Below are 24,977 nucleotides of genomic sequence, written 5' to 3'. Positions count from 1 at the left end.
TGAGGCAATCGCGGCCAGGACATCCGATGAAGGAGACGTGGAGCAATGGCGGTTTACGCAAATCCGAATACCGATGGGGCGCTGGTAGATTTCAAGCCACGCTACGAGAACTACATCGGCGGCGAATGGGTGGCCCCGATCAAGGGCATGTACTTCGAGAACATCACCCCGGTCACCGGCAAGGTCTTCTGCGAGGTGGCCCGATCCACCGCAGAAGATGTCGAAGTCGCGCTGGACGCGGCGCATGCGGCGGCACCGGCCTGGGGCAAGACCAGCCCGGCAGAACGCGCAGTCATCCTGAACAAGATCGCCGACCGCATCGAGGAGAACCTCGAAAAGCTTGCCGTCGCCGAAACCTGGGATAACGGCAAGGCGATCCGCGAGTGCCTGAACGCCGACCTGCCGCTGGCGGTCGACCACTTCCGCTACTTCGCCGGCGCCATCCGCGCCCAGGAAGGCAGCCTCTCCCAGCTTGACGACAACACCACCGCCTACCACTTCCACGAGCCGCTGGGCGTGGTCGGGCAGATCATACCGTGGAACTTCCCGCTGCTCATGGCAGTCTGGAAGCTCGCACCGGCCCTGGCCGCCGGCAACGCGATCGTGCTCAAGCCAGCCGAGCAGACCCCGGCCAGCATCCTGGTGCTGATGGAACTGATCGGCGACCTGCTGCCGGCCGGCGTGCTGAACGTCATCAACGGCTTCGGCGTGGAATGCGGCAAGCCGCTGGCCTCCAACAAGCGCATCCGCAAGATCGCCTTCACCGGCGAAACCACCACCGGCCGGCTGATCATGCAGTACGCCTCGGAAAACCTGATCCCGGTCACCCTGGAACTGGGCGGCAAGTCCCCGAACATCTTCTTCGAGGACATCGCCGCCAAGGACGACGCCTTCTACGACAAGGCGCAGGAAGGATTCACCCTGTTCGCGCTGAACCAGGGCGAAGTGTGCACCTGCCCATCGCGTGCGCTGGTCCAGGAAAGCATCTACGACCGCTTCATGGGGGACGTCGTGGCCCGCACCAAGGCCATCAAGCAGGGCAACCCGCTGGACACCGGCACCATGATGGGTGCCCAGGCATCCAACGACCAGCTGGAGAAGATCCTCTCCTACATGGACATCGGCAAGTCCGAGGGGGCCAAGGTGCTGCTCGGCGGCGGGCGCGCGGATCTGGGCGGGGAACTCTCGGGCGGCTACTATGTGCAGCCGACCATCTTCGAAGGCACCAACGACATGCGCATCTTCCAGGAGGAGATTTTCGGGCCGGTGGTCGCGGTGACCAAGTTCAAGGACTACGACGACGCGATCTCCATCGCCAATGACACGCTGTACGGCCTGGGATCGGGCGTGTGGAGCCGCAACGGCAACGTGGCCTACCGCGCCGGCCGAGCCATCCAGGCAGGCCGCGTGTGGGTCAACCAGTACCACGCCTACCCGGCGCACTCCGCCTTCGGAGGATACAAGTCCTCGGGCATCGGACGGGAAAACCACCTGATGATGCTGGACCACTACCAGCAAACCAAGAACCTGCTGGTCTCCTACTCGGAGGACAAGCTCGGCTTCTTCTAAGCCGGGGAAGCACCATTCCACCCGAACCGCCCGGTTCGGAAATCCATCCCACGAACTTCAAAGGCGCGCGGTCCGCCCAGGACCGCGTCCGGGGCACGATTGGCCTCATTTCCCGGACCCGCAAGGGTGTCGCGCGCCTTTGAAGCCATGCAAAGGACAACGTACATGAGTACCATGAAAGCCGCAATAGTCGAGAACTTCAGCGATGAACTGACGGTCGGGGATACCCCGATCCCGCAGCCCGGACCGGGCCAGGCCCTGGTCAAGCTCATCGCCTCCGGCGTCTGCCACACCGACCTGCACGCCGCAGAGGGCGACTGGCCGGTCAAGCCGAAGCTTCCGCTGATCCCCGGGCACGAGGGCGTGGGCACCGTCGTCGCCGTCGGCGAGGGCGTCACCGAGGTCGAAGAGGGCGATGTGGTCGGCAACGCCTGGCTGGCCAGCGCCTGCGGCAGCTGCGAATACTGCCGCACCGGCTGGGAGACGCTGTGCGAATCCCAGTCCAACGGCGGCTACTCGATGGACGGCTCCTTCGGCCAGTACATGCTGGTGGACGCGAAATTCGCCGCCCGCATTCCCGAGGGCTCCGACCCGCACGAGATCGCCCCGGTGCTCTGCGCGGGGGTGACCGTCTACAAGGGGTTGAAGATGACCGGGGTGCGCCCGGGCCAGTGGGTCGCGATCTCCGGCATCGGCGGGCTGGGGCACATCGCGGTGCAGTATGCGGTGGCCATGGGCATGCGCGTGGTCGCGATCGACGTGGCCGACGACAAGCTCGCGCTGGCCACCAAGCACGGGGCGGAGCTGACGGTGAACGCGTTCGCGCAGGACCCTGCCGCGGTGATCCAGGAGAAGATCGGCGGGACCCACGGGGTGCTGGTCACAGCGGTGCACCCGGCAGCATTCGGGCAGGCCATTGGCATGACCCGGCGCGGGGGAACGATCGTGTTCAACGGCCTTCCCGCCGGCGACTTCCCGGCACCGATCTTCGACATCGTGCTCAAGGGCCTGACCATCCGCGGCTCGATCGTCGGCACCCGCCAGGACATGATCGAGGCACTGGACTTCTATGCGGCCGGCAAGATCAAGCCGACCTTCCACACCCGTCCGCTGGAGGACATCAACGCCGTATTCGACGAGATGCGCCACGCCAAGATCGACGGGCGCGTCGTCATCGACTACACTGCATAGCCCGGTGCGCGGCCCGGCGGGAGCTTCCGGCCGGGCCGCGCGCAGCGGCCCACCATGAACAGGAGCAGGCCATGAGCACCGTCACCGAAACGCGCGCCGCCATCGAGGGAGAGGATTTCTCCCGGGTGGCTTTCACCTCCGACGCCCTTCAGCTGCTGCGCAAGCTGTGGGGGATCCATGGCCCGCTGATGTTCCACCAGTCCGGCGGCTGCTGCGACGGGTCCTCGCCGATGTGCTATCCGGCCGGCGAATTCCGCACCGGCGGATCGGACATCCTGCTCGGGGTGCTCTCCCTGGACGATGCCGAGGGCACCGCTTTGGGCGAGATCGACTTCTGGATGTCCAAGGAGCAGTTCGAATACTGGAAGCACACCAAGCTGACCGTCGACGTGGTCAACGGCCGGGGCTCCGGCTTCTCCGTGGAGGCGCCGGAAGGCAAGCGCTTCTTGATCCGCAGCGAGATCATCGAATTCCCTGCCGGCTAGCACTGGCACTAGTCTGGGCCTATGCGCCTCTGGTCCCTGCACCCCTCACTGCTCGACGCCAAAGGGCTCGTCGCCTGCTGGCGTGAAACCCTGCTGGCGCAGAAGGCGCTGGCGGGCCAGACCAAGGGGTACACGGAGCACCCGCAGCTGCTGCGGTTCAAGGCGCAGCCCGCTCCGCTGGTGCATCTGGGCGGCTACCTGCAGGGCTTGCTAGACGAGGCCGATGCCCGGGGCTATCGCTTCGACGCCGCCAAGATCCTGCATCCGGCAGCCCCCGCGCAGCTGCAGAAGATCCCGGTCACCGGCGGGCAGGTGCGCTTCGAGCGCGAACACCTGCTGCGCAAGCTGACCGTCCGGGATCCTGCGCGCATCGTCCGCCTGGAACCAGCCGGCCAGCTGGCCCTGCATCCGCTGTTCGTGCAGGTCCCGGGACCGGTGGAGTCCTGGGAGAAGGACCCGCTGGCCGCTTCCTAGAGCAGTTCCGCGCGCAGCTGCGCCGCCGACTTCGGCGAGAGCAGCCCCGGGGCCACATCGTAGACAGTCTGTGCGCCGGTGATCCCGGCCTGGTTCATGCGGTGCACGGCGCGGGCGTAGGCCACCAGCACGCTGGAAGTGAACTCGGGGTTCGAGCCCAGCGCCAGGGAATACTCGATGACCTGCTTCTGCGCATCGCTGGTGTTGCCCGAGCGGATCACGAAACCGCCGTGCGGCATCGCCGAATGCTCGGCCGCCAGGGTCTGCTCGTCGATGAATTCAACCGTGGTGTCGTACTGGTCGAAGTAGTGCTCCATGGTGACGATCGCTTCGCGCACCGCCTCGGCGTCCGCGCCGTCCTCGAGTACCACGAAGCATTCGCGCTGGTGCTTTTCGCGGGTGCCCAGGGCCGGGCGCTCGCCGGCCCGCACGCGGTCGATCGCTTCCTGGCTGGGCATCGTGTACTGCACGCCGGCGGCGACACCCGGCACGCGGCGCACCGCATCCGAGTGCCCCTGGCTCAGGCCGCGGCCCCAGAAGGTGTAGGTCTCCCCGTCGGGCAGCAGCGTCTCGCCGTACACGCGGTTGATCGAGAACATTCCCGGATCCCAGCCCGAGGAAATCAGCGCGGTCTTGCCGGCGGCCTTGGCCGGGACGTCCACGGTTTCGAAGTACTCGGGTATGCGCGCGTGGGTGTCGAAGCTGTCCACCGTGTTGTACAGCGCCGCGTACTTCGGGCCCTGCTCCGGCAGGTCCGACTTCGAGCCGCCGCACAGGATGAGGACGTCGATCTGGCCGGTGTGCTGCTGAAGATCGGCGATGGCGAAACGCGGTGCCGGGCTGGCCAGCTGCAGGTCCTGCGGGTCGCGTCGGGTGTAGACGCCGACCAGCTCCATGTCCGGGTTCTTCGCGATCGCGGCCTGCACGCCGCGGCCGAGGTTGCCGTAGCCGGCAATGCCAATACGGATTTTAGAGGTCATGATGATGGGATTCCTTTGGGGTCAGCCGGAGCGCGGTGCCGGATGCCTCGCTGACCCGCGGAGCATCCGATCTGCAGCACGCGCATGGTCATTACCTCGGATTATTCCAAAGAACTCTGACACTGGGTAAATGCGAGCTGACTATGTCGCCTGGGTATCCTGAACGGGCAGGCAACTGCCACGGCTCATCGTTGCCACAATGGTTGGCTTATCGGAACCATTGTGTGAACAACGCGAGCTGCTGCGGCCCCCGCGCAGGCATCTGTGGTGGATGGGCGGGGGCGAAGGCAGGTTCTAGCGGCCGAACAGGCGGCTGAAGAAGCCGGTTTTCTGCTCGTTCTCGTGGCCCTGGCAGCGGTCGCGGGCGGGAACGCCGCGCATGACCGAATCAACGTGCTGGCCGCAACCGGCCCATGTGGTCTTGCCGCATTTCTTGCAGGAAACCTGTCGGCACATCGGGTGCCTCCTTTTCTGGCGTGATAGCCGTAGATCTATGAAAGTGAAAGGAAGAGCTTTTCCAGCTCCTCGATGGTCAAGCCGTCTTCGGCTTCGGCGGTCTGCTCCGGATCAACCAGGCAGTGCTGCATGGCCGAGGAAACGATGGCGAATCCTGCGCGGTCCAGCGCGGTGGATACGGCGGAAAGCTGGGTCACCACATCGCGGCATTTGCCGTCGCCCTCCACCGAGTTGATGACGGCATCTAGCTGGCCGCGGGCCCGCTTCAGGCGGTTCAGGATTCGCTTGCGTGTGGCTTCATCCGCATTGCGCATGATGTGCTCCATTTCGAAAAGACCGTGGGGCGGACCCCGGGGTTATGGCTCGGACGTCTGAGCGGCGGCCAGTTCGGCGTGCACGGCGTCCATGTCCAGGTTCTTCAGCGAGACGACCAATTCTTCCAGGCCTCGGGAATCCAGTGCGCCGGGCTGGGAGTAAACCAGCACGCCGTCCTTGAATGCCATCAGCGTCGGGATGGAAGTGATCTGGGCGGCGGCCGCCAAGTCCTGCTGCGTCTCGGTGTTGACCTTGCCGAAGACCACGTCCTCGTGCAGGCCGGCCGCGGTGTCGAAGACGGGCGCGAAGTTGCGGCACGGGCCGCACCAGGCTGCCCAGAAGTCGACCAGCAGCATCTGGGAGGACTTGACGGTTTCAGCGAAGTTCGTCTCGGTCAATTCTAGCGGTTTCATGGGTATTCCTATGGGTAGATGCGAGCTAGCCCGCAGTCGGGGCCGGGCCAGCGGGGGCTTTGCGCCAGGGGCAGATGACGGCCAGCGCCGGGACCTTGGTGCACAGCACCCAGGCAACGGCGACGACCGTGGCGGCACTGGCAAGGACGAGTCCTGCCGGATTCGGCAGTTCCTGGGACAGGACGAAGATGCCCATGGCCAGGACGAAATAGCCGAATCCCCGGCGCAGCTTCTGCTCCGGGACCCGGGCGGTCAGCCGTGCCCCGACCAGCGAGCCGATGATCGCCGCCGCGGTAATGGACAGCGCCAACGGCCAGTTGACCGAAGTGGAATTCAGGTGCCCCAGCATTCCGGAGGCCGAATTCAGCGAGATGACCAGCAAGGACGTGCCGACCGCGTGCTTCATCTGCACCCCTGCCAGCAGCACCAGGGCCGGAACGATGAGGAATCCGCCGCCGGCCCCCACCAATCCGGTAACCATGCCGACTGCCAGTCCGACGGGAATGTACAGCAGCAGCGACCGCCCCTTGGCCGCGGCATCGTTGTCCTTCTTCCGTCCGCGGATCATGTTCCGGGCGCTGGCCAGCATGATGATGGCGAAGGCCGCCATCAGAACGCCACCGGGAATGGCGGCGCTGGCCAGGCCGCCGAGCAGCGCGCCGCTCATGCTCGAAGCGGCGAAGACCAGGCCTGCGGCCCAGCGGACATTGCGGGCCCGCGCATGCGGCAGCAGGCTGGCCAGCGAGGTCGCGCCCACCACGAACAGCGAGGTGGTGATGGCCTGCTTGGCGTCCATCCCCGCCACGTAGGTGAGCAGTGGAACCATCAGGATGGAACCGCCGCCACCGAGCAGGCCCAGGGCAAGGCCGACGACGACTGACAGGGCCAGGACCAGAATCAAAAGTGGTTCCACTGCCCGCGCCTACTTGCCGTGCGGGTTCAGCTGCTGCCCGGCATTGGGGATCTGCGCCAGCGGGTTGGCCTTGCCATTGGTGCTTGCCTTGTTCCACGGCATCTTGGACAGCACGCTGGCCATGGCGCAGGAGTTGCTGGCCGCGGAGTAGACCAGGCCCGCTCCGATGCCCGCGGACAGGTAGCCGAGCTTGGGGCTGGCCAGCTTGGAGCCGATGAAGCCCAGCAGCACCAGCGAGCCTGCGGTCATGCGAACCTGGCGGTCCATGGCCCAGCGCTGGGTGCTGCGCACCACCTCGCCGCCGGACTTCTCCCAGGCGGAGATGCCGCCATCCAGCACGCTGCCGGATTCGATCTGGAGGTCGGCCAGCTTCTGCTGCGCCTGCCCGGCGCGGGTGCCCGACTGGCAGACCAGCACGATCTGCTTGGCCAGCTTGCGGGTCACGTCGTAGGCATGTTCCGCTACCAAGTCCAGCGGCAGGTTGTACGAGCCGGGGATGTGCACGGATTCGAATTCCGCAGGGGTGCGCACATCCAGGACTGCGACGGCCGAATCCTCGGCGGCCAGCAGGTTCTCCAGGGTCGCGGCGTCCATGACGTTGATGGGGGTGCTCATATTTCGGGTGCTTCCTTGGGGTTCGGGATGGGTCAGGCGTTGGTCTTGTGCATGGCTGCGGCCCAGCCGGCATAGCTTCCGGCCAGCTCGATTACGTCGTATCCGGCGTCGCGCAGGGCGCTGGCGACGATCGAGTTTCGCAGTCCGCTCTGGCAGTAGGTGACGATCTTGCCCTCGGCCGGCAGTACGTCGAGGGACCACAGGGCGCGCCCGCCCGAGATGTGCTTGGCGTTCGGGATGGCGCCGGCGGCGAACTCGCTGCGGTTGCGCACGTCCAGCAGCAGTGCGTGCTCGAAGTGCTCCAGCTCGGCCGGGGCCACGCTTGGCGGGGTGAAGGCCGGCAGCCCCTCGAGGCTGGTGGTGTAGCCGGACACCGCGTCGATGCCCACGCGCATCAGGTGATCGCGCATCTGCCGCGCTGCGTGAAGGTCCTCGGCGAACAGGATCAGCTGGCGATCATCGGCTTCCGGGTCGAAGGCCCAAGCTCCGAAGTTCGCCATCTTGGCGATGGCGGGGATGGCCAGCGCGCCGGCGACGGTACCCTCAGCCACTGCCAGGTGTCCGCGGGTGTCGACGAAGACCGCGTCATTCGAGGCGGTCTGCTCGATGATCTGCTCCGCCGTGAACTCGACGAGCTCGGGCAGGGGGCCGAGCACCTTGGCGCCATCGCGGTTCTGGCGCTTCATGCGGGCGAAGTAGGCGTGGGCGTCGGGCTGGCCGTCGAGCAGCTCGGCGATGAAGCCTGCCTCGTCGTTGCTCGCCAGGTAGCTGCCCCACCAGGCGAAGTTGCGTTCGTAGCCCACGGTGGTGGAGGGCACGGCGCCCAGCGCCTTGCCGCAGGCGCTGCCCGAACCGTGGCCCGGGTAGACCTGGATGTGGTCGGGCAGCTGCAGGAAGACGTTCTTCAGCGAGGCGAAGAGCTGCTTGGCCCCGGCGAAGCGGGTGTCCACGCCGCCGGCCGCCTCGTCCAGCAGGTCCGGGCGGCCCAGGTCGCCGGCGAAGATGAAGTCGCCGGAGAGCATGTAGCCGGGCTGGTCGCTGAAGGCGCCGTCGGTGATGAGGAACGAGAGGTGCTCCGGGGTGTGGCCCGGGGTGTGGCGCGCGGTCACGGTGATATTGCCCAGGGCGATGGTGTCCTTGTCCATCAGGCGTTCGGCCTCGAAACCGTACTGCCAGTCGGCCCCGCCCTCGCCCGAGACGTAGGTGGCCGCTCCGGTGGCGGCGGCCAGTTCGCGGGTGCCGGAGAGGTAGTCGGCGTGGATGTGCGTTTCGGTCACCGCAACAATGCGCATCCCGTGCTTGGCGGCCAGCGCCAGGTACTCGGAGATGTCGCGGCGGGCATCGACGACGATCGCCTCGCCCTTGGCCTGGCAGCCGATGAAGTAGCTGGCCTGCGCCAGGTCTTCGTCGTAGAAGCGTTCCAGAAGCATGGGATGTCCTTTCGTGGGGGTGTCTGGAACTACCCTAAACTATACCCCCGGGGGTATGTCAAAAATAGGGGTGGGGGTATGCGTGAAGGCGTGTCGAATGACTGTGCTGATGGTGGTGGAATCTGGTGGAAAATGCCGCGTCAGGAGGTGGTATGCAGAGCGGAGCCTTCCTGCGGGCCGGGGAAGGGCGCTACAGCCTCGGGAAGGTGCGCATCCACCGGTCCAGCTGCCCCAGCTGCACCGGGTCCAGGGTGGCAAGAAGCTGAAGATTTCCGTCCTCGCCGGGATGCAGGATGCCCGCGTGATCTTCGGGAACGCCGGCCAGCGCTCCGCCGGCTGCGGAATCCGCCGGAGCGCTCGCCGGGGTGGAGATGAAGAACAGTGCGGGCGAGCCGGTCCAGGTTTCATGCACCGACAGCGTGCCCTCGGTGAAGCGCAGGGTTTCTTCAAGCTCCAGCCAGCCGGTCAGCCCGCACGTAGTCAGGTCGATGCCCGGTTTGGGAGTGGTCTTCCTCCAGCCGGCTGCGAGCGTGTGCGCCGAGAACTTCACCGCGCCCAGTTGCAGATCCGGGATCCGCGACAGGAGCGAGTCGATCTGATCGAAGCTGACCTGCGGCTTCCGGCTGAACAGTCCCATGCCTACAGGCTCTCCAAATGCTCGGCCAGCTTGTTGCTGGCGGTGCGCAGGTGTTCTTCCAGCACCTTCGCGGCGGCGGCCGTCTCGCCCTCGGAGATCAGCTGCAGCAGCCGTGCGTGCTCGGCGGCAATGTCCTTGGTGGACAGCAGCGTGGCATCCTGCACGTGGGTCATGCACAGGCGGATCTCGTCGGTCAGCTGCGCGTAGATTGCGCTGGTGCGCCGCGAGCCGAGCGCCTGGACCAGGGCGGCATGGAAGCGGATGTCGGGATCGATGATGTCGATCGGCGAGGCGCCGACCAGTTCGGTGATTTCCGCATTGGCTTCCCGCGCCTCGGACGGGACCTCGCGTAGGGCGGCCAGCAGGCGCACGGCCTCTGCTTCGATGATGGCGCGGGTGCGGTAGATATCGAGCGCATCGCGCGCGGAGAGCAGCGTGACCCTTGCGGTCTGGTGCGCATTGCGGGTCAGCAGGCCGCTTGCGACAAGGTTCTCCAGTGCGGCCTTGGCGGTTGGACGGGCAACTTCGTATTGCGCGGCGACATCGACCTCGGCCAGCGGGGTGCCGGGTGCCAGTTCGCCGCTGAAAATCCGGGCGCGCAGTGACCGGATGACCGCCTGGACTACGGAAACGACACCTAAACGGGCTGCCACAAGGGTCCTTTCGAGCCGCGAAAAATATCCCTAACAAGTATCCCACGAATCGTACTACTATGGCATGTGTACTTGTAAGACAATTTCCGTATTCGGCAAGTTCTGCTTGCCAACTGCACAGGAGCGCACCATGGCATTGAGCACGCCAGCACTCGGAGAAACGACGGTTTCATCCGGAATCCTCGACTTGGTCGGCGACCAGGACCGTGTCAAGACCCGATCCATCGATCGCGTCGCCTATGCCTCGGATGCCTCGCACTACCTGTACACCCCGCAAGCTGTCGTGCTGGCCAAGGATGCCGCGGAAGTCTCCGCGCTGCTTGCAGCGGCCGCGCGGAACAACCAGCCGGTCACCCTGCGCTCCGGCGGCACCTCATTGGCCGGACAGGCCAGCGGCGACGGCCTGATGATCGACGTGCGCCGCAACTTCCGCGGCATTACCGTGCTCGACAACGGAGCACGCGTGCGCGTGCAGCCAGGCGCCACCGTCCGCCAGGTCAACGCCCGCCTGGCCGTCTATGGCAGCAAGCTCGGGCCGGATCCGGCCAGCGAGGCGGCCTGCACCATCGGCGGCGTGATCGCGAACAACTCCTCGGGCATGGCCTGCGGAACCGAGTTCAACACCTACCGCACCCTGGAATCCATGACGTTCGTCCTGCCTTCGGGCACCATGATCGACACCGCGGATCCCGAGGCCGACCGCAAGCTGGCCGCCGCCGAGCCGCAGCTGGTCGCCACCCTGGACAAGCTGGTCAAGCGCGTGCGCAGCAACCCTGCATCGGTGGCCAAGATCGAGAAGCACTTCGGGTTGAAGAACACCATGGGCTACGGCATCAACGCCTTCCTGGACTACGACACCCCGGCCGAGCTGCTGGCCCACCTGATCATCGGCTCCGAGGGCACCCTGGCCTTCGTTGCGGAGGCGGTTTTCCGCACCGTGCCGATCCGCAAGCTGGCCATCGCCACCCTGGCGGTCTTCGACAACCTGGATCTGGCCACCCGCGCACTGCCCGAACTCGTGGATTCCGGCGCAGCTACGCTGGAGCTGATGGACTCCACCTCGCTGCGCGTGGGCCAGTCGCTGCCCGGCGTGCCCGAAGCCATCATGGGCTTCGAGGTCGACCAGCAGGCCGCCTTGCTGGTCGAATACCATGCGGACTCAGAAGAGGAGCTGGCAGGGCTGCGCACAGCTGGCCAGTCGCTGCTGGACGCAGCCGCATTGCGCGCCCCGGCGATCCTCTCCCCGGATGCCAAGAACCGCCAGGCCGCCTGGAAATTCCGCAAGGGACTGTATGCATCGGTGGCCGGCGCCCGCGCCACCGGTACCACCGCGCTGCTCGAAGACGTCGTCGTCCCGGTCGAGACCTTGGCTGAAACCTGCGGCAGCCTGCAGGAGCTGTTCACCGAGTACGGCTACGAGGATTCGGTGATCTTCGGCCACGCCAAGGATGGCAACATCCACTTCATGCTAACCGACCGCTTCGAAGGCGATACAGCGCTGAACCGCTACAACTCCTTCAACGACAAGATGGTCCAGCTGATCCTGGACAAGGACGGCAACCTTAAGGCGGAGCACGGTACCGGTCGCGCCATGGCGCCATTCGTCCGCGCGCAGTACGGCGATGAGCTCTACGAGGTGCACCTGGAACTGAAGGCAGCCTGCGATCCGCGCCTGATGATGAACCCCGGGGTGATCATCGACGAGGACCATGCCGCGCACATCCGCAATATCAAGCTCAACGAGACCATCGAGGTCGAGGCCGACCATTGCGTGGAATGCGGCTACTGCGAGCCGGTCTGCCCGTCCAAAGACCTGACCTTGACCCCGCGCCAGCGCATCGTCGTGCGCCGGGCCATCGCCAAGGCCGAAGCCGAGGGCAACACCGAGCTGGCTGCCGAGCTTGAGCGCGACTACGCGTACAACGGCGTGCAGACCTGCGCCGTTGACGGCATGTGCGTCACCGCTTGCCCGGTCGGCATCAACACCGGCCTGCTGGTCAAGCGCCTGCGCCGCGAAGACGCGCACCCTGTGCTGGAAGCCGGCTTCAAGGCCGCGGCCAAGGGCTGGGGCGGGGCCACCCGGGCTGGTTCGCTGGCCCTGAGCGTCGCCGACAAGTTCCCGACGTCGCTGGTCCGCGGCGTTACCGATGCTGCCCGCAAGGTGGTCAGCACCGACGTCATGCCGCGCTACGACGCTGAACTGCCTGCCGGCGGCAAGGCGCGCAAGCCGATGGCCGGGAACCTAGGTGCCGCGGGCACCGAGCCGCTGGCCATCTACCTGCCTGCCTGCGTGAACTCGATGTTCGGCCCGGCCGGCGACGGGGAAGGTGTTGCATCGTCGTTCACCAAGCTGCTGCACGCCGCCGGAGTCTCGGTTTATGTTCCGGAGGGCATCGAATCCACCTGCTGCGGCACTCCATGGACTTCCAAGGGCTACGCGCAGGGCCATGAAGTCATGGGCCAGCGCGTGCTGGAAGAAGTCCGCGCCGCCATGCCTGGCAAGAACCTGCCAATCATCTCGGACGCCTCCAGCTGCACCGAAGGGTTTGCGCATACCCTGGCCGAGCACGGCTATGACGTGGTTGACCTGCTGGCATTCACTTCGCAGCACCTGCTGGACAAGCTGCCAGAGCTGCACAAGATCTCCTCGGTCACCTTGCACCCGACCTGCTCCTCCACGCAGATGGGCCTGAATCCGGACATGCAGAAGATCGCCGAGGCTGTGGCAGATACCGTGAACACCCCGGTGAACTGGGGCTGCTGCGGTTATGCTGGCGACCGTGGAATGCTGCATCCGGAGCTGACCGAGTCGGCTACCGCTCGCGAGGCAGCTGAGGTCCGTGAACTGGATGCGCAGGAACACGCTTCATGCAACCGCACCTGCGAACTGGGCATGACCCGGGCGACGGGCAAGGAATACCGGCACATCGTTGAACTGCTGGCAGAAGCCGCCGGCAAGTAGAGTCCGGAACCAAGCCGCCTGGGAGGCAACTTCCAGGCGGCTTCGCCATATCCTGCGGTCCGAAGCCAGCGGTTTCAACCGGATTGCTAGCCAAGAGAGTGCGCAGTAGTTGCCTGCCGCCTATCAGGCGGCGACACATTCGGGGTCATCAGGCGGCCTCAGCCGTTCTTTGAGTTTTTGCAGCCAGGTGCCGTCGCGCATCAGTTGCGGGAATGGCTTGTGCGCGTACCCGGTGGCTGGTGGTGCGGTGGATTTGTAGGACATGGCCGAGCCGGGGCAAATGGTGATGCTGTGCCCGTTGCCGTAGGTGGTGTATTCGTACCATCCGGCGGCTTGCTTGGCCTTGTTGCAGGCCGCGCAGCGGCCATCGCCGTTGGACACGGTGGTTTTGCCGCCGCGGGCGTATTGCTTGACGTGGTCTATTTCTTCAACGATGCCGTCGCAGAACGGGGTTCGGCAGTGCCGGTCGCGTACGGCGATGAACTTCTTGAGCTTCTCCGGGAAGAGCCGCGCCTTGGAGTCCATGGAAATGAGTTCCTGGTCGCCCGGCGCGGTGTAGAAGCGGGCGAGTTCGGTGCGCACTTCGATTTGCTCGATGTTTTCGCGGGTGACTTTCGCTTCCATCTGCTCGAAGGTCAGGTCATTGGGGATCTGGTGCCCGCCGATCCATTCACGCACGCTCTGGGCAGGGATGTAGCCGTAGCCTTCCAATAGCGCTGGTTTGCGTTCGCCGGCGAACAGGGACCGATCGGTCATGATCACCCCGATGTTCAGGGCGACGGGCATTTTGGAGGGTTCGCCGATCATCATGTAGCTGAAGAGCAAATCGGCGCGGATCTGGGTGCGGGTGCGCGGGTCGCCTTTCTTGCGCAGGGTCTTGGATTCCTCGTCCAGGTAGCGCTTGAGGCACATGCCGGGCAGCAGGGGGTACTCGCCGCGAATCTTGATGCAGCCGCGCTGCTGGTCGATTTCCAGGGTGAGGTTGCGGTCTTCCTCGACGGTTTTCTGCTTGATGGATTCCTGATCAGAGGTGTAGGAAAGGACGAATTTGCGCACGGTTTGCGTGATTTGGCGGGTGCCCATGGACTCGAACATGTCGGGGTTCTGGGCAAAATACTGGTCGAATTCGGTGCGGCGCTGGGCTCTGAGGTCCTGGAGCGGGGTCAGGATGGCCTGGGCTTGCGCTTCGGTGAATTCTCCGCGGGAACAGGCGGCGGCCAGGTGAGGGGTGTCTTCGAAGAGGATGCGGCAGTTGACCAGGTAGTTGCGCATGCCGTGCGGGGATTGCTTGCGGGCCAGTGCAACGCAGGCGGCGGCGCCACGGGTTTGGTCATCCATGTGGACGCCGCGTTCCTCGTGGTCGCGCACGAAGTCCTTCTCGATCTGGTGGGAGAGGCAGGCCTGCCGGTAGCGGATATAGGAGGCTAGTGCTTCGAGGCCTTCGATGGCGTGGGCGCATTCGGCTTTGGTGCCGTGTTCTTCGAGCTGGACGAGGTCGTCGTTCAGCTGGTCCAGATGCAGGTCGAAGGCATCTGGGGGTGCTGGTGGGGTCAGGCCGTTTCCGTGCGCCTTTGCTTCGGACATGTTCTAATTGTACTTCTATTGCTCGAATATGTCTTCTAATATTGTGGAAAACCTCGGTGGTTTTCGATGTGCGCAGGGAGGATCGGGGCGCCTGCGGTGCGGGTGGCGTGCGGCGATTTGTGCATAATTATGCACTCCAGATAATGAATTCCATCTCAGTGCACGGATTCCGCATGGACCAAGATTTCGGTTAAACCCCAAGAAGAGGGCACAATTGGCGAAAAATTGTTGGATTCTGGAACAGCTGGGACGGATCGGGCCGTGACATGATATTCCAGTTCAGAACTTCCACGCGCAGCGCCCGTCCGCATCCTGGGACGGGGCGCGGCGGCAATACCACCCCATTGAGGATCCGCGATGAATCGCAAACCATCCGTGAGCGCCGGCCCGGCCACCTTGCTGGGCGCGCAGCTGCGCCGCCGCAAGTCGATCACGAATATGATCGCCGAGGCAGAAACCAATGCAGGAGCAGGCCAACTGCGCCGCACCCTGGGCATGTGGCAGCTGACCATGATCAGCGTCGGCGCCACCATGGGCACCGGAATCCTGGTGATCCTTGGCGATACCGTGCCGATCGCCGGTCCGGCCATCTGGATCTCGTTCGTGATCGCCGGCATCACCGCGCTGCTTTCGGCGATGTCCTACGCCGAAATGGCCGGCATGGTCCCGGTGTCCGGCTCCAGCTACTCCTATTCCTATGCGACCATGGGCGAAGGCATCGCCTGGATCTGCGGCTGGTGCCTGGTGCTCGAATACGCCGTGTCCGTGGCCGCGGTGGCCGTCGGCGCGGGCCAGTACGTGAATGAAACGCTGCGCACCTTCGGCATGGAGCTGCCTGCGGCGCTGGCTGGAGGCCCGGCCGAGGGCGGGGCGGTGAACCTGCCGGCGCTGATCGTCGTCGTGCTGGCCACCGTGCTGCTGGTGCGCGGGGCGCGCGAATCGGCCATCGTGAACTCGATCGTCGTGGCCATCAAGGCAGGCATCCTGATCTTCTTCTCGGTCGTCGCCTTCAGCGCCTTCAACGCGGGCAACTTCGAGCCGCTGCTGCCGATGGGCGCGGCCGGCGTGACCGCGGCGGCATCGAGCGTGTTCTTCTCCTATATCGGCTTCGACGCCGCCTCGACGGCCGGCGAGGAAGCGAAGAACCCGAAGCGCGATCTGCCCCGGGCCATCATGCTCTCGATGCTGATCGTGACCATCACCTACGTGCTGGTGGCAGTTTCGGCGATCGGCGCGCGCGAATGGAACTGGTTCGAAGGCGCCCAGGCGCCGCTGGTGCAGATCGTCGGCGAACTGACCGGCCAGCCGATCTTCGTGCTGGCCTTCGCCGTGGCCGCCGTGCTGGCCATCGCATCGGTGGTGCTGACCGTGCTCTACGGCCAGACCCGCATCCTCCTGGCCATGTCGCGCGACGGGCTGGTGCCGCCGGTGTTCGGCAAGGTGTCGAACCGCACCGGCACCCCGGTCGCCGGCACCTGGATCACCGGCATCCTGGTGGCGATCACCGCCGGGTTCATCCCGCTGGGCGCGCTGGCCGACGCCACCAGCATCGGCACGCTGTTCGCCTTCGCGCTGGTTGGCGCCTCGGTGATCTACCTGCGCCGCAAGCAGCCGCAGGCCCCGCGGACGTTCAAGCTGCCGCTGTATCCGGTCACCCCGATCCTGGGCATCTTCGCCTGCCTGTTCCTGATGAGCCAGCTGGGCTGGCACACCTGGCTGGTGTTCATCATCTGGATGATCGTCGGCGTGGCGCTCTACCTGGGCTACGGACGGCGCCGTTCGCGCCTGGGGCAGCTCAGCGCGCAGGACTACGCGGCCAGCCACGCAAACGCGCGGTAGCCGCGCAGCACGCTTCATTACCTAGTAGCTGAGCCCGAAACCGTACTCGAACAGCGCGCCGTCGGCGGTTTGCGCATAGCCAGGCAAGTCGCTGAACTGCTCGGTGATCGACTCGCGGGTGCCGGCCAGCGCGAACGGCATGCGTCCCTGCGGGGCGAACTTGCCCGAGAGGCTATCCATCAGCGCGGTGTCGGACATGCCGAAGCCGACGACGATGGCGCCTGCATCGCGCAGGCCGCTGGCCTCGTCCATGACGAATGGCATCGGAAGTACACGTGCAGCACGACCTTGCTCGAGTCATCGACCTCGCTCATGACCTGCTTGATGGTATTCAGCGAGGAGCCGATCTCCCAGGACTCGGACGGCCATCCCGGAGAAGTCTAGGATGCTCGATTCCCATGGCAGCGAGTCGCCGAAGCGCAGGCCGTCTTCGGTGGGCTTCGCCGCCCAGCTGCACGTGGGCCTGGCCATCCACAACTACGGCATCCAGGAGTACATGCAGCACTCGGACGCCACCAACACCGTTTTCGAGCAGTCGATGACCTTCAAGGACGGCTACCTGCACCCTGGCGACAAGCCTGGCCTGGGCGTCGAGTTCAACGAGGAAGCCGCGCTGTCCTACCCGTACCAGCAGGCCTACCTGCCGTACAACCGCCTGGTTGACGGCACGGTGCACGACTGGTGAGCGAGGCGATCATGGACAAGCCGCTGTCGGCGCCATCGGGCACCGGGGCCGGACGCATCGTGGTCATGGGGGTCTCCGGCTGCGGCAAATCCACCGTGGGCGAGCTGCTGGGCCAGCGGATCGCCTCGGAGTTCCTCGACGGGGATTCCCTGCATCCGCAGGCGAATATCGCGAAGATGTCTGCCGGCATCCCGCTGGATGATGCAGACCGCGAACCGTGACTCGGCGAAATCGGCAGGCGGCTGGCCGCCGAGGATGGCAAGCCGCTGATCATTGCGTGCTCTGCGCTCAAGCGCAAGTACCGCGACCAGATCAGGGCGCAGGCGCCGGATACGGTGTTCATCCATTTGAACGGCAGCTTCGAGCTGCTGTCCCAGCGCATGGCCGAGCGCACCGGGCACTTCATGCCGGTGGAGCTGCTGAAATCCCAGTTCGAGACGCTTGACGAGCTGCAGGCTGACGAGCGCGGCGTGGTGCTGGATATTTCGGCCTCGCCTCAGCAGCTGGTCAACGACGCCGCCGATTGGCTGGGCAACGCCTAGCCGGTTGGCGCGAAGCTGGGGGAAGATACGGGTTGCCCGTATCTTCCCCCAGCTTTTTTGCGCCTAGATGCCGCCAGCTTCGGCCGGCTGGTTGCTGATCATCGAGCGCTCGGCCACCAGGGTGCTGATGAGCAGCAGGGCCGCGGCGGCAAGCCAGGGAACATAAGGCAGGGAGTGCTCGGGCGGCAGGCCCGAGAGCAGCCAGCGGGCGGCCAGGAACGCGGCCGATGCCAGCACCAGCGACACGGCGAAGGCGATGCCCCGGTGCTTGCGGTCCACGCCCTGCCATGCGCGGACTTTGCCGCTGGCCGATGCGCCAGTGGTGATCCCGAAGAACTTCAGCATGCGTTCCCTCTCGATAAGGTTCGATGGTTGCCTTATAAGGTTCAAGTCAACTAAGAGTTATCTTGATCTTATCGAGAATGGAGATTGCTGTACATGGTACTTTTGGAGGAGTTTGCCTCCCTGGCTTTCCGGGTCGCGGTCACCGGCTCCTAGCGCCGAGCAGGATCCCTGCATTATCATCAGTGAGTCAGGAACACGGCTCCAGCTGGTTCCGGCGCTCTCAAAAGGGGCGATACCCGTTGCGGTGAAGCAACCGGTAACGGCAGACATATATGGAATTTCTTCAGCACGATTTCTTGAAAAGAGTCCATAATGTCCAGCGTTTCAGCTGCCATTGCCCATGCCCTCAAGCCCCTGGCCCCGCGAATTTTCGGATTGATGGGCAACGGCAACGCCCACTTCCTCGACGCCGCGGTGCGTGCAGGCTTCGACTACACCGCAGTGCGCCATGAGTCGGCCGCCGTTTCGGCCGCCGACGCGTACTTCCGCATCTCCAACAAGCTGGCCATCGCCTCCACCACCTACGGTGCCGGCTACACCAACACCACCACTGCCCTGGCCGAGGCCGCCGCGGCGCGGACCCCGCTGCTGTTCGTCACCGGCGACGCGCCGACGTCGGGCCTGCGCGGCTGGGACGTGGACCAGGCCGCGATCGATGCCGCGGTGCGGGCGCCCCGCTACGTCGTCGACCGCAGCACCCCGGGTGCGACCGCCCTTGAGGCGGCGGCCCATGCGCTGCGCGAGCAGCTGCCGGTGGTCCTGGCCATTCCCTACGACCTGGCAGCGCTGGATTCCCTCGAAGAGCAGCTTCCCGATTTCGCCTCCCTGCGCAGCACCCCGCCGGCGCCGCAGTTGAACTCCACCCAGCTGGAGCAGATCGCTGCCAAGCTCAACGCCTCGCAGCGCACCCACATCCTCTATGGCCGCGGCGCAATTGATGCCGCCGAGCAGGTCCAGGCGCTGGCTCAGAAGCTGGGGGCCACCACCTCGGGCACGCTGCTGGCCCGCGACCTGCTGGACTACGAGTTCGACCTGGGCATCACCGGAGGGTTCTCCACGGAGGCCAACGCCGCGATCATCGCGCAGGCAGATACCGTACTGGTGCTCGGCGCCTCGCTGAACCAGTTCACCATGCGCTTCGGCGAGCTAGTGGCAGACGATGCCACCCTGATCCAGATCGATCTGGGATGCGCGGCCACCAATCCACGCGTCGACTACTTCGCCACCGGCGATGCGGCCCTGGCTGCCGCGGACCTGCTCGGTGCCGTGGAGCAAGCCGATGACGCATGGCGCGCAGGCCTTGACCTGTCCGAGCTGCGCAGCCGCCCCGCCGGCGACGACCAGGCCTCCGACGGGCAGCTGGATCCGCGCCGCGTGGCCAGCGAGCTGCAGGATATCCTGCCGGCCAACCGCGTGCTGGTGCAGGATGGCGGGCACTTCATCGGCTGGGGTCCGATGTACTGGTCGACTTCCGGTGCGCGCTCCCTGGCCTGTGTGGGAACCGCCTACCAGTCCATCGGCCTGGGCATCGCCTCCATGGTGGGTGCGGCCCCGGCGGCGGAAGGCCGCACGGTCGTGCTGGCCGCCGGAGATGGCGGATTCCTGATGGGCCTGGCAGACCTCGAATCGATCGTGCGCACCGTGGAAAGCGGCGTCATCGTCATCTACAACGACTCCGCCTATGGTGCGGAAATCCACCAGTACGGATCCGTCGGCCTGCACGAAGACCCGATGCTGATCCCTACCGTGGATTTTGCCGGCATTGCCAACTCCATGGGAGCGACCGGAATCCGCGTTGGCACGCTGGAAGACCTCGCCGCCGTGCAGCAGTGGGTTGATGCAGGCGCCCGCGGCGTATGCCTGGTGGACGCCCGGGTATCCACGCATGTGCGTGCCCCGTATATGGAAGAAGTCCTTTCCGCGAACAAGAAGGCCGCTGCGGCTGCGGCATTACAATCCGGTAAAGGTGCTGGAAAGCGGTAGCTGAACGTCGTAGGGTGGATGGGTGCGCAAGTTATTAGTCGGAACAGCGAGCCTGGGTTTAGGGGCACTTCTGATGCTCCCCGCAACCGGCGCACTTGCCGCACCCACCGGACCCGGCGACCCAGCAGGCGCCAATGCCGCGCAGCTTTCGGAGACCTCGCTGCGCGTGGCAACCATCCAGGCAAATCTCACCGGCGAAACCCCCGAAGAGCTGCCCGCGGCCCTGATGCGCGGAACCGACCGGCAGGCAGCCCAGGTTGCGGACAAGATCAGCAGCGCCAACGCGGACGTGGTGGTGCTGACGGATATGGACGCCACCCAAGAGGCAGTTGACGCGCTCAATGAGAACTATCTGAACAATCTGGGCGACGACCGCGCCGACGTGGACTACGGGTATTCCTATCTGGCGGTGGGCTCCAAAGGCCTGCAAAGCGGCGCCGACTTGAACGCCGACGGCGTGATCGGCAGCGCCGAGGACGCGTGGGGCCAGGCCGCATTCGCGGAGCAGGGGTCGATCGTCGTGCTGTCGAAGTACCCGATCGCCCAAGAGCAGGTCGCCAGCGTTTCCCAGCTCAAGTGGCAACACGTTGCCAACGACATGCTGCACCACACCGACTTATCCGGCGTGCTGGCAGCGTCCATCCCCGTGATGAGCACCGGCCTATGGGACATTCCCATCCAGTACCGTGGCGAGCCGGTGCATATCCTGGCGACGCAAACCCAGCCGGATGCGCAGGATGAGGAATTCGCCAAGGCACGCCAGATGGACGAGCTGAAGGTCATCGACGGCTATCTCTCCGGCGAGAACTATGTTCGCACCGACGAGGGCGAACATGCAGAAGGCGTGGGCGAAGACCGCTTTGTCATTGCCGGTGCACTGGGCCTGCAAGATGGCTCCGCTGATCGCGTTGACCCTTTCCTCAAGGAACTCAAGCACGCGAACGCTGTCAATGATTCGGGCAGCTACCTGGTGCCGAGCGAAACCTGGCAGGTATTGGGCCAGGGCCGCATCAAGGAGAACCAGCCGAGCACTTCCCAGGCGTTGCCGGGAACAGTCCCCGACTTCGCGAAGGAATCAAGCCCGCTGATCTGGGCCGACATCCAATTCTAGGCGCCGAGCAAGCTGCGCAGATACGGATTGAGGAATCTGCCCTCCGGATCGGCAGCCTGGCGAACCCGCGTGAAATCGCTGAACTTCGGGTAGAGCTGAGCCAATTCCCCAGCCTGAAGCGTATGCTCCTTGCCCCAGTGCGGCCGGCCGCCCAGGGAGCGGAAGATCTCTTCCATGGCTGCAAAGTATCCCGGAGCCTGATCGCGAATGTAGCGGTGCACGGCTATATATGCAGTTTGCCGGCCGCTGGCAGTTCCCAGCCAGGTGGAATCCTCGGCCGCGGTGCGCACCTCGACAGGGAAGAAGACCCCGGTTCCCGAACGCTTGAAGTACGCCCGCACCCTGGCGAAAGCCTCATCGAAGTTGGCCAGCGGGAGCGCATATTCCATTTCGGTGAAACGCACCCGCCGCGCACTGGTGAACACTTCGTTCCACGGTGCGATGCGGCTGCTTTCGGGCAACGCTGCGCACGCCACCTTGGCCAAGGCTGGCGTGGTCTTCGGCAGCGCCGCGCTCACCGAGCTGAGCAGCTGCAATGCGCCATTGGAGACAACTTCATCATTCAGCCAGCGGGCTGCCGCCGGCGGCTGCTCGGTCGGGACTTGGCCGTCGAGGCGGGTATTGATCTTCACCTGGGCTTTGCCGGTGCCCGGGAACCAGAAGAATTCCAGATGGTCTTCTTCCCGTGCGCGCTCGACGAAGCTTTCGGCGATCAGCCCGATGGGTTCGATGATTTCCTCCGCACGCATCATGTAGTGCGGGACGCAGCGCAGCCGCACGTGGGTGAGCACCCCCAGCGCTCCCAGGCCAAGCCGGGAGGCCTCGAATAGTTCGGTGTTCTCCTGAGAGTTGGCACGCAGGTGGGTGCCATCGGCCAGCAGGAGCTGCACCCCGGTGACCGTTCCGCTGAATCCGCTGAATCGCAGGCCGGTGCCGTGGGTGCCGGTGCTGATGGCTCCGGCTACAGATTGCCTGTCGATATCGCCCATATTCTCCAACGCGAGATTGAAGGGCTTGAGCAGTGCGGGGATCTGCCATAGCCGGGTCCCGGCGCGGAAGGTCACCTCGTGGGTGAGGGCGTCGACTTCCTCGATTCCCTGGAAGCCATCCAGGTTCAGCAAGATGCCGTCGGTAGCCGCCAGCGGCGTGAAGGAATGGCCTGCGCCGATCGCACGCACCGGCTGCTCCAGGTCGGCGGCCTGTTCCAGGACCTGCGCCAATTCCGCGATGCTGCGCGGGGAACGGATGGCTGCCGGGTGCGCGACAACGGTGCGCGCGAAGTTCTTGAAGGTGCTCACAGGAATGCTTTGCCTTCCCCGCGGTAGGTGGGCCACTGCTCGATGATCTTGCCCTTGGAATACACCGCCACCTTATTAACCCGTTCCGCAGGTTCGCCGGCCTTGGAATGGCGCAGCCAGACCGTTTCGCCAATGGCGATGCGGTGTGCGCTGGGGCCGGTGAGCGGGGTCTGCACCTCGCCGGCTCCTTCCATGGACAGATAGCGCAGCTTCTTTGGGTGCTCGATTCTTGGCAGCCGGTCCTTGCCGGCTGGACCCGATGCGGTCCAACCGCCTCCGAGGATGGTGACTGTTCGCTCATCGGGACGGCGGACCACAGGGAAGCCCAGATACAGGGCAGGGGCGGGTCGGAATGCGCGATAGGAATCGAACAGCGCGGGCGCGAACAGCCCTGAACCCGCGGCAATCTCGGTGATAGCGGGTTCTTGGACAGCGCTTTCCACCGAACCTGTGCCGCCGGCATTCACGAAACGCAGCTCGCCCAGCTCCCGGACCAATTCCACGGTTTCGGCCCGGCGCTCGGCCAGTTCGGCGGCGCTGGCTTGGCGCAGCTTGCGCGCGATCAGCGCCTTGGGGCTGAACCCTCCATCGGGAACCGAAGCGATCTGGGATTCGTAGCCCATCAACCCGTCCAGGATGAAGTTGCGGCGACGGTGCACCTCGGCGGCCAGCGCCGCGACCTGTTCCGGCCGGCTCAGCGGCGAACGTGCGGCGCCGATGCGGATATTGCCGCTGGGGTAATAGGCGGCATCCAGTTCCAAGGCGACCTTCAATGCCGGGTGCCCCGGCGCGATTCTGTCGATCAGGTCCAGCTGCTCTTCGGTATCCACCATGAGGGTGACAGCTTCGCAGGCCTGCTCGCTGGCCGCCCACCGGCTGATCGCTTCGGCATCCGTTTGCGGGTACGCAACCACCAAGTCCTTCAAACCGTGGCTGGCCAGCCATAATGCTTCGGCCAACGTGAAGCAGAGAACGCCCCGGAAGCCTGGCTCGTCGAGCGCCCGCTCCAACGCCTTGCGTACACGCAGGGACTTGGAAGCGATGCGGATCGGCACGCCGCCGGCCCGTTCGCGTAGGGCGATCACGTTTGAATCGAAGGCATCGAGATCGAGCAAAGCGACCGGGTGCTCCGAGATCCCGGCGCTTTTCAAGGCATGGTTATACCGTTTGGCCTGAGCGTTCTTCATAAGCCAACTCTTTCACCAGCATCGGGGAGTTTCAAGGAATTTTTCAAGACGCTTGTGTGAAGGCAGAGCGCTCACGGCAACTCTCAGGGTCTTGCGGATAAGCTGGAGCCATCATGAAAAACGATCCGATTTCAATGACGTTGCTTGGCAAGGATGGAAAGCCGCGCTCCGGCGTGCAGGATGCCATCATGAAGGGCATCGGCGTGCAGCGCCCGCTGGTGCTTGCCTACATTAAGCGGCTGCGCAAGAAGCACCCGGAAGCCACGGCAGCCGAGCTGGCAGCCATTGTCGAGCGCGATTACCTGCGTGTGGTTACCGGCACCGGTGCAGCCGTGGGTGGAACCGCAGCCGTTCCTGCTGTCGGCACCGGCGTGGCGCTGGGCCTTTCCGTTGCTGCAACGCTGGGCTTCCTGGAAGCTTCTGCGCTGTATGCGCAGAGCCTGGCAGAACTGCACGGCATTGCCATCGAAGACCCGGATCGGTCACGAGTGCTGGTTATGGGCATCATGATGGGCGAGGAAGGCAGCACAATGATTGCCGGCTTGACTGCCCAAGCCGCAGGCCGCGGCGGAGGACCGGTCCAGGGCTGGGCCAAGTCCTTCGGTGCCGGCAAGTCCACGAGCATCTACTCCGCCATGCAGCGCACCATGCAGAAGAAGTTCTTGCGCAAGATCATCGGCACCCAGGCTGCCAGCACCATGGGCCGACTGGTTCCGTTTGGCGTTGGCGCGGCCATCGGCGGTGTCGGCAATCGGTACATGGCCAAGCGCGTGATCGAGAATGCCGCGGTTGCCTTCGAGGGAATCCCTACGGTGGTGCCCAGCTCGTTGCCGCTGGATGATCCACGGGTCATCGACGCTGAGATCCTCGAAGACTAGCTGTACAGGGATTGCCGACCACCTTGGTGGTCGGCTTCCGTTTTTAAGATGTCTTTTCGTGCGTTGCATGAAATGTTTTCGGGTACCGATCCGCTAGAACTCGCGCTTTAATCGGCGTTGCGAAATTAAGTGTGCACGGTCACCCGCCAAAACCACCCACCCGATTTGCAGCACCCCGCAAACCCGTGTATAGTTTTTCCTTGTCGCCGAGAACAAAACGGAAGAAATAACCGGATGTGAAACGGCGGCAGAACCCCAGAAAATCAAGGTTTTTCCACAGTCTTGTGGATAAGGAATTGAAAAGAATGGGAACCAAGAATACTGGTTCAAATCACAAACAATGGATTTGACTTTCAGGAATTCGAAGTTATAGAATATGAATATAACGCTGGACGAAATTACCGCCTGGAATGGTGGGTAAAGAACCGGTAA

At 64.7% G+C, this 24,977-nt stretch carries 26 protein-coding genes and 1 pseudogene; 12 read left to right on the top strand and 15 right to left on the bottom strand.

Annotated elements, in window-relative coordinates:
- Positions 1-45 precede the first annotated feature (45 nt).
- The 4 genes from adh (at position 46) to ANI01nite_RS14145 (ending at position 3,719) form a co-directional block, all read left to right on the top strand.
- Positions 46-1,569, top strand: coding sequence for an aldehyde dehydrogenase (gene adh, locus ANI01nite_RS14160; RefSeq protein WP_141358726.1), 1,524 nt, complete (start codon positions 46-48; stop codon positions 1,567-1,569).
- 165 nt (positions 1,570-1,734) lie between these two features.
- Positions 1,735-2,760: an alcohol dehydrogenase AdhP gene (gene adhP, locus ANI01nite_RS14155; RefSeq protein ID WP_066144596.1), complete on the top strand. Its 1,026-nt coding sequence runs from the start codon at positions 1,735-1,737 to the stop codon at positions 2,758-2,760.
- 71 nt (positions 2,761-2,831) lie between these two features.
- Entirely contained in the window at positions 2,832-3,245 is a 414-nt protein-coding gene (locus ANI01nite_RS14150; RefSeq protein WP_121865931.1) for a DUF779 domain-containing protein, read from the top strand.
- Positions 3,246-3,266: 21 nt separating this feature from the next.
- Positions 3,267-3,719, top strand: a complete 453-nt coding sequence (locus tag ANI01nite_RS14145) for a pyrimidine dimer DNA glycosylase/endonuclease V (RefSeq protein WP_066144603.1) — start codon at positions 3,267-3,269, stop codon at positions 3,717-3,719.
- Here ANI01nite_RS14145 and ANI01nite_RS14140 read toward each other — a convergent pair.
- The 9 genes from ANI01nite_RS14140 to ANI01nite_RS14105 all read right to left on the bottom strand — a co-directional run bounded on the left by ANI01nite_RS14140 (position 3,716) and on the right by ANI01nite_RS14105 (position 10,131).
- Positions 3,716-4,699, bottom strand: coding sequence for a diaminopimelate dehydrogenase (locus ANI01nite_RS14140; RefSeq protein WP_141358724.1), 984 nt, complete (start codon positions 4,697-4,699; stop codon positions 3,716-3,718). The two genes, ANI01nite_RS14145 and ANI01nite_RS14140, sit on opposite strands and share 4 nt — an antisense overlap.
- 294 nt (positions 4,700-4,993) lie before the next feature.
- Positions 4,994-5,155: a DUF8730 family Cys-rich protein gene (locus ANI01nite_RS16770; RefSeq protein WP_162989147.1), complete on the bottom strand. Its 162-nt coding sequence runs from the start codon at positions 5,153-5,155 to the stop codon at positions 4,994-4,996.
- Between the two features lie 35 nt (positions 5,156-5,190).
- A complete protein-coding gene (locus ANI01nite_RS14135; protein ID WP_038993621.1) occupies positions 5,191-5,469 on the bottom strand; it encodes a metal-sensitive transcriptional regulator in 279 nt (92 codons plus the stop codon).
- 42 nt (positions 5,470-5,511) lie between these two features.
- A complete protein-coding gene (trxA, locus tag ANI01nite_RS14130) occupies positions 5,512-5,883 on the bottom strand; it encodes a thioredoxin (protein ID WP_038993623.1) in 372 nt (123 codons plus the stop codon).
- Positions 5,884-5,908: 25 nt separating this feature from the next.
- Entirely contained in the window at positions 5,909-6,796 is an 888-nt protein-coding gene (locus ANI01nite_RS14125; protein WP_141358722.1) for a sulfite exporter TauE/SafE family protein, read from the bottom strand.
- 9 nt (positions 6,797-6,805) lie between these two features.
- Positions 6,806-7,411 (bottom strand): rhodanese-like domain-containing protein, encoded by a 606-nt coding sequence (locus ANI01nite_RS14120; protein ID WP_141358720.1) that lies wholly within the window; start codon positions 7,409-7,411, stop codon positions 6,806-6,808.
- A gap of 32 nt (positions 7,412-7,443) precedes the next feature.
- Entirely contained in the window at positions 7,444-8,841 is a 1,398-nt protein-coding gene (locus ANI01nite_RS14115; RefSeq protein ID WP_141358718.1) for an MBL fold metallo-hydrolase, read from the bottom strand.
- A 190-nt stretch (positions 8,842-9,031) separates the two neighbouring features.
- Positions 9,032-9,478, bottom strand: a complete 447-nt coding sequence (locus tag ANI01nite_RS14110) for a hypothetical protein (protein ID WP_141358716.1) — start codon at positions 9,476-9,478, stop codon at positions 9,032-9,034.
- Positions 9,479-9,480: 2 nt separating this feature from the next.
- On the bottom strand, positions 9,481-10,131 hold the full coding sequence (locus ANI01nite_RS14105; RefSeq protein WP_141358714.1) for a GntR family transcriptional regulator: 651 nt from the start codon (positions 10,129-10,131) through the stop codon (positions 9,481-9,483).
- A 130-nt stretch (positions 10,132-10,261) separates the two neighbouring features.
- Here ANI01nite_RS14105 and ANI01nite_RS14100 point away from each other — a divergent pair, with 130 nt between their 5' ends.
- Positions 10,262-13,093, top strand: coding sequence for an FAD-binding and (Fe-S)-binding domain-containing protein (locus tag ANI01nite_RS14100; protein WP_174787694.1), 2,832 nt, complete (start codon positions 10,262-10,264; stop codon positions 13,091-13,093).
- 123 nt (positions 13,094-13,216) lie between these two features.
- Here ANI01nite_RS14100 and ANI01nite_RS14095 read toward each other — a convergent pair whose 3' ends face one another.
- Positions 13,217-14,677, bottom strand: coding sequence for an HNH endonuclease (locus ANI01nite_RS14095; RefSeq protein ID WP_141358712.1), 1,461 nt, complete (start codon positions 14,675-14,677; stop codon positions 13,217-13,219).
- 357 nt (positions 14,678-15,034) lie between these two features.
- On the opposite strand from ANI01nite_RS14095, the gene ANI01nite_RS14090 reads away from it, so the two are divergent.
- Entirely contained in the window at positions 15,035-16,516 is a 1,482-nt protein-coding gene (locus tag ANI01nite_RS14090) for an amino acid permease (protein ID WP_141358710.1), read from the top strand.
- A gap of 21 nt (positions 16,517-16,537) precedes the next feature.
- Here the strand turns inward: ANI01nite_RS14090 and ANI01nite_RS16865 are convergent, their stop codons facing one another.
- Complete coding sequence (locus tag ANI01nite_RS16865; RefSeq protein WP_174787693.1) at positions 16,538-16,780, bottom strand: glycoside hydrolase family 3 protein; 243 nt, start codon at positions 16,778-16,780, stop codon at positions 16,538-16,540.
- 163 nt (positions 16,781-16,943) lie between these two features.
- On the opposite strand from ANI01nite_RS16865, the pseudogene ANI01nite_RS14080 reads away from it, so the two are divergent.
- From ANI01nite_RS14080 to ANI01nite_RS17170, 3 genes and pseudogenes are all read left to right on the top strand, one after another.
- Positions 16,944-17,201: pseudogene (locus ANI01nite_RS14080) on the top strand (enolase C-terminal domain-like protein); the annotation flags it as partial.
- Positions 17,198-17,422: a shikimate kinase gene (locus ANI01nite_RS17175; RefSeq protein WP_307723214.1), complete on the top strand. Its 225-nt coding sequence runs from the start codon at positions 17,198-17,200 to the stop codon at positions 17,420-17,422. The pseudogene ANI01nite_RS14080 and the gene ANI01nite_RS17175, both read left to right, overlap by 4 nt.
- Positions 17,423-17,536: 114 nt before the next feature.
- Positions 17,537-17,743 (top strand): hypothetical protein, encoded by a 207-nt coding sequence (locus ANI01nite_RS17170; RefSeq protein ID WP_307723213.1) that lies wholly within the window; start codon positions 17,537-17,539, stop codon positions 17,741-17,743.
- A gap of 63 nt (positions 17,744-17,806) precedes the next feature.
- On the opposite strand, the gene ANI01nite_RS14070 is transcribed toward ANI01nite_RS17170, so the two are convergent.
- Positions 17,807-18,088 (bottom strand): hypothetical protein, encoded by a 282-nt coding sequence (locus ANI01nite_RS14070; RefSeq protein ID WP_141358708.1) that lies wholly within the window; start codon positions 18,086-18,088, stop codon positions 17,807-17,809.
- Positions 18,089-18,400: 312 nt separating this feature from the next.
- Between ANI01nite_RS14070 and ANI01nite_RS14065 the strand changes: the two genes are divergently transcribed.
- Entirely contained in the window at positions 18,401-20,071 is a 1,671-nt protein-coding gene (locus ANI01nite_RS14065; RefSeq protein ID WP_141358706.1) for a thiamine pyrophosphate-binding protein, read from the top strand.
- 73 nt (positions 20,072-20,144) lie between these two features.
- The gene (locus ANI01nite_RS14060) at positions 20,145-21,182 is read left to right on the top strand and encodes an endonuclease/exonuclease/phosphatase family protein (protein WP_141358704.1); all 1,038 of its coding nucleotides are present in this window, start codon (positions 20,145-20,147) and stop codon (positions 21,180-21,182) included.
- Here ANI01nite_RS14060 and ANI01nite_RS14055 read toward each other — a convergent pair.
- On the bottom strand, positions 21,179-22,480 hold the full coding sequence (locus tag ANI01nite_RS14055) for a D-arabinono-1,4-lactone oxidase (protein ID WP_255314549.1): 1,302 nt from the start codon (positions 22,478-22,480) through the stop codon (positions 21,179-21,181). The two genes, ANI01nite_RS14060 and ANI01nite_RS14055, sit on opposite strands and share 4 nt — an antisense overlap.
- Positions 22,477-23,667, bottom strand: coding sequence for an alanine racemase (locus ANI01nite_RS14050; protein WP_141358702.1), 1,191 nt, complete (start codon positions 23,665-23,667; stop codon positions 22,477-22,479). The genes ANI01nite_RS14055 and ANI01nite_RS14050 overlap by 4 nt, the downstream gene beginning before the upstream one ends.
- A 113-nt stretch (positions 23,668-23,780) precedes the next feature.
- Between ANI01nite_RS14050 and ANI01nite_RS14045 the strand changes: the two genes are divergently transcribed.
- Positions 23,781-24,545 carry a hypothetical protein gene (locus ANI01nite_RS14045; RefSeq protein ID WP_141358701.1) on the top strand — a complete coding sequence of 255 codons (765 nt, stop codon included), beginning with the start codon at positions 23,781-23,783 and terminating at the stop codon, positions 24,543-24,545.
- Between the two features lie 93 nt (positions 24,546-24,638).
- Here the strand turns inward: ANI01nite_RS14045 and ANI01nite_RS16905 are convergent.
- Positions 24,639-24,977, bottom strand: a 339-nt coding sequence (locus ANI01nite_RS16905; protein ID WP_218024325.1) for a hypothetical protein, incomplete at its 5' end; no start/stop codon positions are given.

It is taken from the genome of Glutamicibacter nicotianae (assembly GCF_006539525.1).
Lineage (GTDB): Bacteria > Actinomycetota > Actinomycetes > Actinomycetales > Micrococcaceae > Glutamicibacter > Glutamicibacter nicotianae.
The sequence above is the reverse complement of the archived record's forward strand: the minus strand, read 5'-3'. Positions and strand labels throughout refer to the sequence as shown.

What these genes read in the sequence shown, in the direction of transcription:
- adh (WP_141358726.1), top strand. Translation starts at nt 46, where the DNA reads ATGGCGGTTTACGCAAATCCGAATACCGATGGGGCGCTGGTAGATTTC.
- ANI01nite_RS14065 (WP_141358706.1), top strand. Translation starts at nt 18,401, where the DNA reads ATGTCCAGCGTTTCAGCTGCCATTGCCCATGCCCTCAAGCCCCTGGCC.
- ANI01nite_RS16770 (WP_162989147.1), bottom strand. Translation starts at nt 5,155, where the DNA reads ATGTGCCGACAGGTTTCCTGCAAGAAATGCGGCAAGACCACATGGGCC.
- ANI01nite_RS14045 (WP_141358701.1), top strand. Translation starts at nt 23,781, where the DNA reads ATGAAAAACGATCCGATTTCAATGACGTTGCTTGGCAAGGATGGAAAG.
- trxA (WP_038993623.1), bottom strand. Translation starts at nt 5,883, where the DNA reads ATGAAACCGCTAGAATTGACCGAGACGAACTTCGCTGAAACCGTCAAG.
- ANI01nite_RS14095 (WP_141358712.1), bottom strand. Translation starts at nt 14,677, where the DNA reads ATGTCCGAAGCAAAGGCGCACGGAAACGGCCTGACCCCACCAGCACCC.
- ANI01nite_RS14150 (WP_121865931.1), top strand. Translation starts at nt 2,832, where the DNA reads ATGAGCACCGTCACCGAAACGCGCGCCGCCATCGAGGGAGAGGATTTC.
- ANI01nite_RS14115 (WP_141358718.1), bottom strand. Translation starts at nt 8,841, where the DNA reads ATGCTTCTGGAACGCTTCTACGACGAAGACCTGGCGCAGGCCAGCTAC.
- ANI01nite_RS14145 (WP_066144603.1), top strand. Translation starts at nt 3,267, where the DNA reads ATGCGCCTCTGGTCCCTGCACCCCTCACTGCTCGACGCCAAAGGGCTC.
- ANI01nite_RS16865 (WP_174787693.1), bottom strand. Translation starts at nt 16,780, where the DNA reads ATGCCATTCGTCATGGACGAGGCCAGCGGCCTGCGCGATGCAGGCGCC.
- ANI01nite_RS14100 (WP_174787694.1), top strand. Translation starts at nt 10,262, where the DNA reads ATGGCATTGAGCACGCCAGCACTCGGAGAAACGACGGTTTCATCCGGA.
- ANI01nite_RS14135 (WP_038993621.1), bottom strand. Translation starts at nt 5,469, where the DNA reads ATGCGCAATGCGGATGAAGCCACACGCAAGCGAATCCTGAACCGCCTG.
- ANI01nite_RS14050 (WP_141358702.1), bottom strand. Translation starts at nt 23,667, where the DNA reads ATGAAGAACGCTCAGGCCAAACGGTATAACCATGCCTTGAAAAGCGCC.
- ANI01nite_RS14090 (WP_141358710.1), top strand. Translation starts at nt 15,035, where the DNA reads ATGAATCGCAAACCATCCGTGAGCGCCGGCCCGGCCACCTTGCTGGGC.
- ANI01nite_RS14070 (WP_141358708.1), bottom strand. Translation starts at nt 18,088, where the DNA reads ATGCTGAAGTTCTTCGGGATCACCACTGGCGCATCGGCCAGCGGCAAA.
- ANI01nite_RS14140 (WP_141358724.1), bottom strand. Translation starts at nt 4,699, where the DNA reads ATGACCTCTAAAATCCGTATTGGCATTGCCGGCTACGGCAACCTCGGC.
- ANI01nite_RS14110 (WP_141358716.1), bottom strand. Translation starts at nt 9,478, where the DNA reads ATGGGACTGTTCAGCCGGAAGCCGCAGGTCAGCTTCGATCAGATCGAC.
- ANI01nite_RS14060 (WP_141358704.1), top strand. Translation starts at nt 20,145, where the DNA reads ATGCTCCCCGCAACCGGCGCACTTGCCGCACCCACCGGACCCGGCGAC.
- ANI01nite_RS14120 (WP_141358720.1), bottom strand. Translation starts at nt 7,411, where the DNA reads ATGAGCACCCCCATCAACGTCATGGACGCCGCGACCCTGGAGAACCTG.
- adhP (WP_066144596.1), top strand. Translation starts at nt 1,735, where the DNA reads ATGAGTACCATGAAAGCCGCAATAGTCGAGAACTTCAGCGATGAACTG.